Raw genomic sequence first — 13390 nt, 5'->3', positions numbered from 1 at the left:
ATTACAAACATCATGATCCCAGATATAAGAACATCCTATAATCAACGGTTTACCTACGAACAATACCAGGCCTTCCTGGAAGGTATTGCAGCAGACGCAGGCATAGCACCGTCTTTCAGGATTGCAGAAACCCCGGTGTTTGTACCGGTAGACCTGCGTAATAAACTCGTACAAACCTGTGAAGAGATCGTAGACGTATTGCTGCGCCCCGATTTCAAAACCATCACACAGGATGCCATTCCTTCTGCCCTGAAAGTACCGCATGAAAATGAGCACCCCCACTTTATTGTGATTGATTTTGCCATATGTGAAACAGCTGAGGGGCTTGTACCTCAACTGATAGAACTGCAAGGATTCCCCACTATGCTGTCTTTCCAGGAAGTAATGGCCCGCCGCTTTAAGCAGCATTTCGATATTCCCGCTTCTTTCAGTAACTTCTTCAATGGCCATAATGAAACCTCTTACTATCAACTGTTAAAAGAAATCATTGTAGGCAACGTACCGCCGGAAGAAGTAGTACTGCTGGATATAAAACCGGAAGAACAAAAAACCCGGATCGACTTTCATAGCACCGAAAAAAAACTGGGTATTTCCACCGTTTGCCTCACTGCCCTGATACAAGAAGGGAAAAAGTTATTTTATATGCGGAATGGGGTAAAAACACCCATCCAACGGATTTACAACCGTATCATCTTTGATGACCTGCAACAACAGGCTGATACACTGGATGAGTACGTGAACATCTTTCAGGACCTGGAAGTGGAGTGGATTACGCATCCCAACTGGTTTTACCGTATCAGTAAGTATATCATGCCTTTCATACATAGTGAATATGTGCCAAAAAGCTGGTTCCTGCATGAAATACCGGTACTGCCTACCGACCTGGAAAACTATGTTTTAAAACCGCTCTTTTCCTTTGCCGGCCAAGGCGTATTAATAGATGTTACCTCCGCAGACATAGACCAGATAGTAGATCCGGAAAACTGGATACTGCAACACAAAGTAAAATATGCACCCGTTATCGTTACTCCTACCGGACCAGCTATTTGTGAGATCAGAATGATTTACGTGTGGGCCGATGGCGCTGCACGCCCGGTATTGGTACATAATCTGGCGCGTATCAGTAAAGGCAAGATGATCGGAGTAGGCTTCAATAATAATGATACCTGGGTAGGCGGTAGCTGCTGCTTCTTTGAGCAAGATTAATGTAACAGGACAGGTTAAAAAATGATTTTTAGCCAGCCCTGTTACTAGGGATATTATAAATCAAAATCTTCAATTAACGGCCCGTTGGCATATTCGCTCTTTTTACCTATGCCGATGGCAAATTCCTCGTTAGCGTTGTTCTTCACGATCAGGAAAGGTAGTCCGAATTTTTGTTTACTGCCAAAAAGTACAGCGATATCTGTACAGGAAAGCACCTCATCATTCTTCAGCGTTATTTCCTTATTGCCATCTAATAAGTTTTCTGTTTTATAGCTTGTTTTCCGGAGATGCAATTGCTTGCCAATGTACTTCCTTTTCAGCCACTCGTAGTTGCTGTTGATGATCACTGGTGCGCCGCCCAGGTTTTCTGCCGGCAATTGGTATACCAACAGTTTGCGGTCGGCATCCCGCAGCGTAAAGGTGAGCATAACAGCGCCTCCTTCAAGCGTTTTACGGTCGTAGTCTGCAATGGTGAACGTTTTATTCTCCACTGCCTTGTACGGCGTATACAGGTGCCCGCCTTTAAGCACGCTTTTATAAGGCACTTCCACCATTCCTTTCACCTTAATATTATCCAGCAAAGAGTCTTCCTTGTTTTTAACCAACCGTTTAGGGTTAAGTTTCAGAAAGGTAATCTCCTGCCCTACCAATGTAAGCGGGGCTACATCTGCCGTGAGGTGTTGAAAAGCCATGCTGCTGTCGTAAGGTATTAAAATTGGCTTCTTCTCCGTGTCCCTGTAATTAATTTGGGCAGAAGCACTGGAAGCCGCTACCAGCCATACGCACAAGGATAAATTTCTCAATTTCATATGAATTAAAATATACGCAAATATATAATGTCTGAAAATCTTTTTCCGTGTAGTCTATACTGTTATTGCCAGGTAACTATTTATGAACTGTCTGAAAGATAACGAACAGTGAGCAAATAGATTGCGTAGCCCCGTGCTATCTTGCTAATAATATTTACATTTACGCTCATGTGTTAACACTAATTCCCTGTTTCTATGTTTAATAATCTGGCCATAGATGTAGCCTTGGGCCTTATTTTCATTTATCTGTTGTACAGTCTCCTGGCTTCTGTTGTACAGGAACTGCTAGCCAGAGCCTTCAATTCCCGTGCCCGTTTGCTCGCCAAAGGTTTGCGGAGAATGCTGGCAGATGACCACCGCATCTACACTTATGGATTTCGCCGGTTTACTTTCTTTAACCGCATCTATGAATGGGGCCGTAGCCTCGTCTATTTTTTTAATCCCTTCCGGGAAGCCCCTTTCTTGAAACGGTTTTATCATGCCCCTGCTATCCGGCGGCTAGGTGAAAACAGCGCCTCTTCCCGGCCGGCTTATATCAGTCCACGTGTATTTTCACAAACAATGGTACACTTGCTACGGAGTAGCGGCAGGCAATATCTTGACCCTTCACCTATACCATCGCCAATAACCGCAATGGCCACGGAAAAGCCTATATTGGAAACGGTTGCCACCCAAACATTCATATCCGGTTCAAGCATTACAGACAGGCTTATGCCAGACCTGCCTGCCTCCGAAACGGATAATGGCTGTAAAGAAGCTCTCTACATCAAAACGGCACTGGTCCATAATTCCCTGCAGCTAGCGCCAGACGCCGGCGAGCACCTCTTACAATTATTGGAAGACGCCCACGATAACATAGACAGCTTCCGTAAAAACCTGGAGGATTGGTTCAACGAAACCATGACCCGCACCAGTGGCTGGTACCGCAAACAAACACAAACCTGGCTACTCCTCATTGGTATCGCTATTGCTGCTATCTTCAATGTAGACTCCATTGCTATTGCCCGTATTTTAATGAAAGACAAAAATGTAAGAACACAACTGGTACAATTGGCCGCCAGCCGGGCTCCATCCTTCACCGCTATCACCGACACGTTGATACTAAAAAATATATTGCATAAAGACAGCGCCTTTTACCGGGCCGATACTTCGATACGTATATTCGTGAATGATACTTCCCTGATAAGCGTGTACGCCATGCTCCGCAACGATGCCGGGGATGCCGCCAACGTACTGGGCATTAGCCGGGGCTGCGCTACAGACAGCTGCCAGCAGCCTCATAACATATACTGGGGGTTTACACATCCGCTTCAGCAAAACGGATGGCTGGTACTGGGCGGCTGGTGCATTACGGCACTGGCCATTTCCCTGGGGGCTCCTTTCTGGTTCGATCTGCTGGGAAAAGTCGTAAAGTTCAGGTCTGCCCCGCCACCTTCAGAAGAAACAACCGGCACACCCTAAAAAACATTAAACCGGCCACCACCATGATAGAAGTAAGCCAATTGATTGCTCCCGCTATACCTAGTGGAAATTGAGTTACTGCCATCATTGCGGAGAAAGCATCAATCCTCGTAAGGATACTGCAAAAAAATAAGCTATTGAAACAACAGGATAATCCAGTGCGTCAATAGCTTTAATAACTTATAGTCCGGTGTATACACCGGACTTACCTTTTTATTATTTGTTGCCGTACAGCTCTTCCCATTTCAACATACCACCTGCCAGGTTTTTCACATTACCGAAGCCCATGGTTTCCAGGATCATAGCTGCCTGTCCGCTGCGGTTACCGCTACGGCAATAAACAATCACTTCCTGGTCTTTCCAGTCTTCAATACCATCCACCTGCATTGTTTGGATAGCGCCTAACGGAATGTGTTCACCGCCTATGTTAAACGCTGCACGTTCATGAGGTTCTCTCACATCCAGCAAATTGAGTGTTTCACCATCATCTATACGCTTTTTCAGCTCTTCTGCCGTAATATTTTGCATAGTTATAAAGAATTTAGTATCAAGTTACATTATTTTCTGCTATCGCTTGTTGCTGTCTGTCGGCTGAGCGCCCATAACCGTACTGTCTGTTACAGGTTTGGTAGCCGACAGCCAGAAATCTACTGTTTCTCCTGCTTTCACCATATTAAAATCACCAATATCGTTCTTACGGGCAGGCACCTGTTTGATGATATAGGCATTTGCAGTATCCGTTACATTAGGATCAATAATAATAGTTCCTACGTTGAGGTTGCTGGCGCTAAGGGTTTCGCGGGCCTCTGCGTAGGTGAGTCCTACAAAGTTAGGCACCGGGTTTTCGATGCTGCCTGTGCCGCTACTCAGTATCAAGGTAATATTGCTACCCTCCGCCACCGGAGTGCCTGGCTTGATAAGTTTACCGTTCAATAGCTGCTGCAATACCGTGTTCTGGGCAAAATCAGGTTTGTAAATAGTATCGCCTACGTTGAGCCGCATGCTTTTTAGCATCATTTCCGCGCTGCGGAAAGTCAACCCTTCGAGATCCGGCATGCTTACCATAGGGGCTACTATCTTATTAATGGTCAGATAAATGGTTCTGCCTACCTTCACCTGTGCGCCTTTATCAGGTGTTTGCGCATACACTGCCAATGGAGGGATAGAGTCGATGTAGATAGAATCCCTTACATCTGCCTCAAAACCTGCTTTTTCCAGCAAGTCGATAGCCTCCTTTACATTTTTTCCGCGCACATCAGGAACTACCAACTGTTGGCCATGCTTCGTAATAACGCCCAACAAGCCGAAAAAGAGCAATGCCAGGGCAAAAAACATAATAATAACTGCTAACAGGTTAATTCCAAATGAGCGCTTGGTAATAAAGTCGAACACGGTAATGATATTAAGTGTGATAATCTTTATCGCAGGCTTTCTTCTAAAAGCAGGCCATAAAATTCTTGCAGGGTTTTACCCGCAGCCCTTACCTGTTGGGGTACCAGGCTGTTTTCTGATTGGCCAGGCATGGTGTTCACTTCCAGGAAAAACAGTTTTCCGGCAGCTTCTTCGTATATAAAATCTATACGCACAATTCCCTTACAATTCAGTTTATGATAAATAGTGGTAGCGGTTTCCTGTACCTGGCGCGTAATGTCATCTGACACAGGCGCCGGGGTAATTTCGTTGGAAACGCCGGGTGTATATTTTGCTTCGTAATCGAAAAACTCTTTAGTGCTTACTATTTCTGTAATGGGCAACACGGTAATAGCGCCATTACTACGGTAAAGACCTATGGTAAGTTCCCGGCCCTGGATAAATTCTTCGATCAGTATTTGTGCATCTTCTTTAAATGCCTTATCAATAGCGGGTTGCAGCTCCTCTGCTGTTTTCACCTTAGACATACCGATACTGCTGCCGCCTTCTGCCGGTTTTACAAACACGGGTAAACGCAGCTGCTGCAATATTTCCGTTGTGTTGTAAGGCTGGTTGCTAAATATATGAACAGATTTAGATACGTTTACCACCTTAAAAGCATCTACTACTTTATTGCAATAGCTTTTGTTGAATGTGAGGGCAGAAGTTACCATTCCGCAACTGGTAAAGGGAATGCCCAGCATTTCGAAGTACCCTTGCAAACGGCCATCTTCACCCGGGGTGCCATGAATTCCTATAAATACTGCGTCAAACCTGATTTTGCCACCATTGATGGTTAAAGAAAAATCATTTTTATCCACCTCAGTTACCAGGCCATCTGCGCTGGTATAGCTCCAGCTTTCTTTTGTGATGATGATCTTATAAACATTGTATTTACTGCTATCCAGGTTATTCTCTATGGTTACAGCACTTTGCACAGATATCACATATTCACCGGAATAGCCGCCGGCTACCAAAGCTATGTTCTTCTTCATAAGATGTTTTACAATAAGCGGGTAAAGTTAAAGGTTATTTATTAATTGTCAAGAGCCATGGCCTGGTCCGTCAAATAACATAAAAAAACCGTCCCGGACAGAGCGGGAACGGTTATTAAGCTTCCTTGAAAAATATATTAAATATGCAGTTTTTCCTTCTTAGCCATCAGCTCATTAACGGTTTCCTGGTACATTTCATCAGGAACACAGCAATCTACCGGACAAACGGCAGCACATTGTGGTTCTTCATGAAATCCCTGGCATTCAGTACATTTGTTGGGCACGATATAGTAGGTATCAACGCTGAGTGGCGCATTACGCTGGTCAGCATCCATTACACTACCGTCCATCAATGTATAGGAGCCTTTAACGGTTGTACCATCGGCTAACGCCCATTCTACACCACCTTCATATATCGCATTGTTGGGGCATTCTGGCTCGCAGGCGCCACAATTTATACATTCGTCTGTTATCTTAATTGCCATAGTGTAAACTTTTTGGTTAAGTAGTAAGCCATTAATTTTGTGCGACAAAAATAAAATTTTCCCGGTTTAATTAAGTCAATTATTTATATAGTTTCATGAACATAGCAGAAAAAGAAGCCGCGTTGGTACGCCTGGGGCAGTATCTGGCAGCAAAGGGCCCTGAATTGGAAGCAGTGAAAGAGCGCGCTTATAATGCCAATGGCTGGTTTATTCCCTCTTTTATAGACAATGCCTTGGAGAATATTACCCGGTACTTCCTGTCGCCGGCCCCCTTACAACAATGGCTGGAAGGCTATCCTACGATAGCAGCGGCACGCACGCCTAAAACAGTAGGCATTGTTTCCGCCGGCAATATTCCCCTGGTGGGCTTCCACGACTGGCTTTGCGGCTTTATGAGCGGACACCGGGTAAAAATGAAACTTTCCAGCAAAGATGAAATCCTGATGAAGCACATCCTGGAAAAAATAGGTGAATGGTATCCTGAAGAAGCCCATCAAACGGAAATCCAGGACATGCTAAAGCACTGTGATGCCTATATTGCCACTGGCAGCAATAATTCCGCCCGCTATTTCCACTATTACTTTTCTAAATATCCGCATATTATTCGACATAACCGTACTTCCGCCGCTATCCTCACCGGAAAAGAATCTGCGGAAGAACTGTCTGCCCTGGCAGACGATGTGATGATGTACTTTGGCTTGGGGTGCCGGAATGTGACTAAAGTGTATACACCGGTAAACTACGATTTTGCACCATTGCTCAAAGCCCTGGAAAAGTATAGCTACCTGATGGATTACCACAAATACAAAAACAACTACGATTATAACCTGGCCTTACTGCTGTTAAACAACAGTCCGTATATGTCTAACGGTAGTATCCTCTTGCAGGAGGCTACCTCCCTGTTTTCACCGCTCAGCGTGCTGCACTATAGTTTTTATATAGATATGGCCCAGCTGCAGCAGGAGCTTTCCGGGGAAGAGATCTTGCAATGCCTGGTAGGCAAGGATTTTACTCCTTTTGGCTATGCACAGCAACCTTCCCTTAGTGATTATGCAGACGGCGTAGACACTATGAAGTTTTTACTGGCCCTATAATCCCCCCAGGGAACTAACTGCGGGCTTGCCGGAAATGTGTTCCGGCAAGCCTGTTCCCATTCTACAGCACTCCGTTTACCTAACATTTTGTCGCATTTCCTTGTTATATTGACATACAAACTGCCCCTTTGCTAGAATAAGATATTAAGCCGCGTTTAACGATTTCGATAAAAATGTGTTAAAGTAAACCGATCCAGTTGTGTTTCACTCATCAGGAAAATTAAATTTGTAGCAAGGGCATGTTTATTGATTATATGCCGGTGTTATTATCTTATTTATTTATTTAGTTATCACGCAAACACACTACAATATGAAATTCAAGCAAATTGTTACGACTGTCCTCATCAGTACTGTAACGGCAGCTGCCTCCATATTTGTGTATGGCAAATACTTCCAGAAAAGGCAGCCTATTGTATTCCAGAACGGTACGGAAATTCCTGTTAATTATGCGCGTTACATGCCCGGTACAGAAGGGAACGCGAATGCTACCCCCCCATCAGACTTTACCACGGCGGCAAAAACAGCAGTTCCCGGCGTTGTTCATATCAAAACAAAGATCAATCCCCGACAGGTAACCAATGGTAACAACTTGCAAAGACGCAGTATCCTGCAAGACCTTTTTGGTGATGATTTTTTTGGCGATGAATTCAATGGTGGCGGAGATGGCCGCAGGTATTACATCCCTGGCCAAATGGCTTCCGGCTCCGGTGTACTGATCGCAGCAGACGGTTACATCGTTACCAACAATCACGTAATTGCCGATGCCGACGAAATCACAGTTTCGCTCAGCAACAGCAATAGGGTTTTCAAGGCCAAACTGATAGGCGCCGACCCAAGCACCGACCTGGCCGTCATTAAAATAGACGCTGAAGGCTTGCCTTACTTACTTTATGGCAACTCCGACAACGTAGAAATCGGCCAATGGGTGCTGGCTATCGGTTATCCGTTGAACCTGGACGCTACCGTTACCGCTGGTATTGTAAGCGCCAAGTCCCGCTCTATCGGGATCAACAAAAGTGGTGGCAGGGTAAACAGCGCCATTGAGTCTTTCATACAAACCGATGCAGCGGTAAACCAGGGTAACAGCGGTGGCGCACTGGTAAATACTGCCGGTGAACTGATCGGGATCAACTCCGCTATTGCTTCTCCTACAGGTTCTTACGCTGGTTATTCCTACGCGATCCCGGTAAACCTGATCAAAAAGGTAGTAAATGATATCCTGAAATACGGTAACGTACAACGTGCCTACCTGGGCGTTAAATATGCCCCTTCTTCGCTGATCGCCAATATGAGCGACGAGCAGCTGAAAGACGCCGGCATTAAAAGGGATGTAAATGGCGTACAGATCACCGAAGTAATGCCGAATAGCTCTGCCTCTGCGGCAGGCCTCCGTGCAGGCGATGTGATCACCGCCGTAAATGGCGTAAGAATCCCAGGTACCTCCCAGCTGAGCGAACAGGTAGCCCGCTATAAACCAGGCGACAAGGTTTCTCTGACGTATGTACGGGATAATAAAGAAGTGACCGTAGACAACGTAATCATGAAAAACCTGAAAGGCAATACCGATGTGGTAAAAGTAACCGCATTGGACCGCCTGGGAGCCGATCTGTCTGAGTTAAACAAAGACGAAGCGGCCCGTTTAGGCATTAACGGTGGGGTGATCGTAAATGATATCGGTAACGGTATCCTGAAAAAACAAACCACCATGGCGCCAGGCTTTGTTATCCTGAAAGCCGGCAACACACAGGTTACTTCTATCGACGCTTTAAGCAATGCCGTAGAAAAACAAAAAAGCCTGAAACTGATAGGCTTCTATCCCGAAAAAGGCAGCAATATCTATTATTATAATATTTCAACTTCCGGAAGCAGCTCAGAGAACCTCTAAGCTAAACTTCTCTTTAAATAAAAGTCCCGCATCCGAATTACCGGTGCGGGACTTTTTCCATTAAGTCATACACGTAATGCCTGAACAGGCGGAACATGCAATTAGCCATATCTATGAAAACCCATGATGAAAATAATATAAGTATATGGCATTACTTTCCAATATTCCGCGAAAGAATAGATTCACTTAGGGAAAGCTAGAAAAGCGGGGGTGAGCGTAAATGAAAAACCGGGCTTTTGCCAGGCAATAAGCAGTGTTTTGGGTGGCAGGTACGCGACTAAAAAGGCTATCTCATACATTTGAGACAGCCTTTTCAATTATATCAGTACATTAAACATTACAGGTTGATGACTCCTTTCAACTGGGTAAAGAATTCGTCTTTTTTACGGGAAGAAATGGGGATGTTTTTTTGATCGCTCATTACTACGGCAGTTCCCAGCCCTTTAATAATCTTCACAATATGATGGATATTGATGAGGAAAGATTTATGCACCCGGTAAAATCCTTTATCGGAGAGCATTTCCTCGTATTCTTTCAGCGATTTCGAGATCAGGTGTGAAACGTTATTAATCAGCTGGATTTTCGTATAGCTATCAAAGGCTTCGCAATAGATAATATCTTTCAGGTCAATTACATTATACCCGTCATTTACGGGTATAACTATTTTGGAGAAAGCGTTATCGTTATTTTTTACGTAGTCTTTGAGGATAGAAGCTAATTCATTGAGCCTGCCTTTTTTGCTCTTTTTTACCTTTTCGAGGGCGTCTTCTACCTCACTTACCTTAATTGGTTTCAACAGATAGTCCAACGCTGCAAACTTAATAGCCTGCAACGCGTATTCCTGAAATGCGGTGATAAAAATGACTTCAAAATTCAATATCGGAAACATTTCCAATAGCTGAAACCCATTGTGTGGTGGCATCTCAATATCAAGAAACAGAACATCAATGGGGTTATTCTTAATCATTTCTGCCGCCTCATTAATATTTTGCGCTTCACCAACAACTGTTACATCTTTACAGTAGTTCTCCAGTATATTGCGTAAAATATGGATGTTGCGGACTTCATCGTCTACAATGGCAGCTTTAATATTACTCATAACATCTTAACAATGGGAATCAGTATTTCAACTAAGGTACCTTCCTTATTGCCGAAATCAGATTTAAATTTATCAATAATTTCTAACTTTCCAACACTTCCATTAAAAGATTTTATAATCTGCAAACGCTCTTTAATCACGCTAAGTGCAGTCGACTCGTGCTTAATGAGGCGTGAACTTTTAATGCTATTTGACTTATCCCAACCTATACCGTCGTCATCCACGGAACAATATAGTAAATCATCCACCATTTCCAACCGGATTTCCATATAACCGCTGATATTTTTAGGCGCCAGGCCATGTTTAATGGCGTTTTCCACGATTGGCTGAATAATCATAGGAGGAATATAGATGGTATAGTCCTTCAATGCTTCTTCCATTGTGAAGTGGTAAGTAAAAGAATGTGCAAACCGGATCTTTTCTAGTTCGAGGTAACGGGTCAGGAATGCGATCTCTTCTTCCAGTGAAATATAGGATTTACGGGAGTTGTTGAGCATTTGCCGCATAAGGGTCGCAAAATCTGCCAGGAAGTTCAGTGCTTGCTTTTCTTCTTTTTCCAGGATGAGGTGCTGCACAGAATTAAGGGAATTAAAAATAAAGTGCGGGTTCATCTGGTTAGTAAGCGCTTTGGCTTCCAGCTCGGCAATACGGCGATTGTATTCTGTTTTCCGTTTCTCTGCCTGTTTAATCCGGCGGATGATATAGCGCAGCACAACCAAAACCAATAACAGGCCAGCCAGCAGCAAGATACCCCTGGCCCACCATTGCTGGTACCAGCGGGGCATTATATTTACGCTCAGGGTAAGGGTATTGGACCAGTCGCTTTTATACTTACGGGCTCTCACCATTAATTTATAGTCGCCCGGCTGCAGGTCGGGGAAGGGAATGATATTAGACATGGTAGTCACCCAACCATTGGTAGTATCTCCCGAAAAATTATACTGGTATTCTACCAGGTCTGGCAAATCGAACACAATGGTGCCGAATTCGGCTTCAAAGGACGCTTTCCGCTTGTACAGGTGCACAAAATCGTTCATGGCCAGAAAAGTACTGTCGCCGTAGCGGATATTATTCAGGTAGATAACCGGCGGCACTGTATCTACCGGAATATGATCGGCATTGAAATAACATAATCCGTTGGAAGTGGCGATATACAAGATATCTCCATCAGTATATACTCCCCGGATATCATCCGACATCAAACCATCATTAGAAGTGATATTGCGGGTAATGACCTGTTTTTTCACATCTATCTCCGATACACCGTGATTGGTGGCCACATATAAATGTCCGGCAGCATTGTAATACAATTGCTGGCAAATATCGCTGGCGAGGTTATTGGCGGTAGAGAGATGTTTTACCACCGTATCGTGGTGCATTACGTAGATGCCCTGATCGCTGGTACCTATCCACAGGGAGCCATCAATCCATTTCAGGTCTTTGATACTTACCTTCCGCAAAGTATCCTCACCGGCGGGCACCAGCTGGCGATCGCTGTCTGTACAGAAATACAATCCATTGTTGGTGCCTACATAATAAGCTGAATCGTTGATACTGGCAATAGACGTTACCAACATATCCAGGTCGGCGATGGTATAGTCATTGAGGGCAATTACCTGGTTTTTAGCGGCTATACGTATTTTACCAGATGGGGCAATATCTACATCCTTCAGCATTTTCACAGCGGTAAGGAGCGACGATCTTTTGGCAACGGTATTGAAATTATATAGTCCGTTATCGGTACCTACTAACACGTTATCATCGCCATGCGGCAGGATGGTAAGTACGCTGTTACGGCCGGAAGAAGTATCAAGGGTAAAAGCGCGGATATTGTTTTCCGCATCTATGGTATTAAGTATGCCTGCATTCTGGCCAATCAACAGCAGGTCGTTCTTATTATCCTTACTGATGCTGAAAATGGAGTGTGAAACCAGGCCGTTGGTATTATCGAGGTAACTGAAATAGAAATTCTTACTGGGGATGTTATATACCCCATCGCCAAAAGTAGTGATCCAGATATTACCGTCGCGGTCTTTGAGCAGAGAGGTAATAAAATGGTTGTCTAACAGGCGGATTACCTTATGTTCATTCTTAAAGTAGCCTTTAAGGAAGTAAAGCGCCCGTTGGGTACCTACCCAGAGGTTATCTTTATCTATACAAATATGACTGATATCATCGTGGATGCCCCAATCTACCCCATTAAAAAAGCAGATCGCATCTTTAGACGTGTAAGAATATACGGTATTGCGGATAATCACATTGGCATTATTATTTACGCGGGTACGCAATGCCGGGTCGTTTAACGGGTATGGGCAAACTGGAAATATTTTCTGAGAAGGGTTATTCGGATCTGTTACGCTTTCCAGGTGAAAGGAAGCTTGCAGGGGATGAAAGATGCTGTCGTTGCGCATCAGGAAAAAAAGATCGGACCCTGAAGCGCCGAGTTTATCATAAACGATTTTTTTGCCATTGTACTGAACAATGCGGTTATTGGTATTGAGGAACCAGATATAACCGCCTTTGCCCTCAAAAGCATATTGCATATAGTGGCTACGGCTGTTAAAGCCGAGGGAAGAATCATTTTCTTCGCTATGGATCACGGTTTTATCGTAGAACGAAGGCTTACCATTGAGGGTAAAAAACCATACCCTGCCCTTAGAGTCGGCGGCCAGTTTTACCACCTCGTTATCCGTGAGGCCATCTTTTTTAGCGTAATTCCTGAACCTTTTTCCATCAAATTTACTAACGCCTGTTGGGGTGGCAAACCAAATAAACCCATCTTTATCCTGCACCGCAGCATAAACAGTAGCGTTGGACAAGCCATCCTTCACATTATAGTTACGGATCATCAGCCCTTGGGCAAGGGTGGTAGTAACAGTGCAAAAGAAAACCAGCCCCCATATCATTATGTAACGCATTAAGGGCATTAGATCATTTGATGGTTTA

Annotated in this window: 11 protein-coding genes; 4 read left to right on the top strand and 7 right to left on the bottom strand. The window is 44.3% G+C overall.

The genetic code is table 11. The annotated features are described in order from the left end of the window. The first annotated feature begins 12 nt into the window (after nt 1-12). On the top strand, nt 13-1206 hold the full coding sequence (locus ACDQ55_RS11705) for a hypothetical protein (RefSeq protein ID WP_420981575.1): 1194 nt from the start codon (nt 13-15) through the stop codon (nt 1204-1206). Nucleotides 1207-1259: 53 nt separating this feature from the next. On the opposite strand, the gene ACDQ55_RS11700 is transcribed toward ACDQ55_RS11705, so the two are convergent. Further along, on the bottom strand, nt 1260-2015 hold the full coding sequence (locus ACDQ55_RS11700; protein WP_420981574.1) for a hypothetical protein: 756 nt from the start codon (nt 2013-2015) through the stop codon (nt 1260-1262). A 195-nt stretch (nt 2016-2210) separates the two neighbouring features. Between ACDQ55_RS11700 and ACDQ55_RS11695 the strand changes: the two genes are divergently transcribed. Continuing rightward, the gene (locus ACDQ55_RS11695) at nt 2211-3476 is read left to right on the top strand and encodes a hypothetical protein (protein ID WP_420981573.1); all 1266 of its coding nucleotides are present in this window, start codon (nt 2211-2213) and stop codon (nt 3474-3476) included. 216 nt (nt 3477-3692) lie between these two features. Here the strand turns inward: ACDQ55_RS11695 and ACDQ55_RS11690 are convergent, their stop codons facing one another. The 4 genes from ACDQ55_RS11690 to ACDQ55_RS11675 all read right to left on the bottom strand — a co-directional run bounded on the left by ACDQ55_RS11690 (nt 3693) and on the right by ACDQ55_RS11675 (nt 6366). Continuing rightward, the gene (locus tag ACDQ55_RS11690; protein ID WP_420981572.1) at nt 3693-4004 is read right to left on the bottom strand and encodes a rhodanese-like domain-containing protein; all 312 of its coding nucleotides are present in this window, start codon (nt 4002-4004) and stop codon (nt 3693-3695) included. A 39-nt stretch (nt 4005-4043) separates the two neighbouring features. After that, nucleotides 4044-4868 (bottom strand): PASTA domain-containing protein, encoded by an 825-nt coding sequence (locus ACDQ55_RS11685; protein ID WP_420981571.1) that lies wholly within the window; start codon nt 4866-4868, stop codon nt 4044-4046. 26 nt (nt 4869-4894) lie between these two features. Next, a complete protein-coding gene (locus ACDQ55_RS11680; protein ID WP_420981570.1) occupies nt 4895-5881 on the bottom strand; it encodes a D-alanine--D-alanine ligase in 987 nt (328 codons plus the stop codon). Nucleotides 5882-6018: 137 nt separating this feature from the next. Beyond that, complete coding sequence (locus ACDQ55_RS11675) at nt 6019-6366, bottom strand: 4Fe-4S dicluster domain-containing protein (RefSeq protein WP_420981569.1); 348 nt, start codon at nt 6364-6366, stop codon at nt 6019-6021. 95 nt (nt 6367-6461) lie between these two features. Between ACDQ55_RS11675 and ACDQ55_RS11670 the strand changes: the two genes are divergently transcribed. Next, entirely contained in the window at nt 6462-7460 is a 999-nt protein-coding gene (locus ACDQ55_RS11670; protein ID WP_420981568.1) for an acyl-CoA reductase, read from the top strand. A 310-nt stretch (nt 7461-7770) separates the two neighbouring features. Further along, entirely contained in the window at nt 7771-9345 is a 1575-nt protein-coding gene (locus ACDQ55_RS11665) for a trypsin-like peptidase domain-containing protein (protein WP_420981567.1), read from the top strand. A 337-nt stretch (nt 9346-9682) separates the two neighbouring features. On the opposite strand, the gene ACDQ55_RS11660 is transcribed toward ACDQ55_RS11665, so the two are convergent. Continuing rightward, on the bottom strand, nt 9683-10444 hold the full coding sequence (locus ACDQ55_RS11660; protein WP_420981566.1) for a LytR/AlgR family response regulator transcription factor: 762 nt from the start codon (nt 10442-10444) through the stop codon (nt 9683-9685). Beyond that, a complete protein-coding gene (locus ACDQ55_RS11655; RefSeq protein ID WP_420981565.1) occupies nt 10441-13362 on the bottom strand; it encodes a histidine kinase in 2922 nt (973 codons plus the stop codon). Before ACDQ55_RS11655 ends, ACDQ55_RS11660 begins: the two co-directional genes overlap by 4 nt. Between the last annotated feature and the right edge of the window lie 28 nt (nt 13363-13390).

This window comes from Chitinophaga sp. 30R24 (genome assembly GCF_049056765.1).
Taxonomy (GTDB): domain Bacteria; phylum Bacteroidota; class Bacteroidia; order Chitinophagales; family Chitinophagaceae; genus Chitinophaga.
Note: the sequence above shows the minus strand (reverse complement) of the source record. Positions and strands in the feature narration are given on the sequence as shown.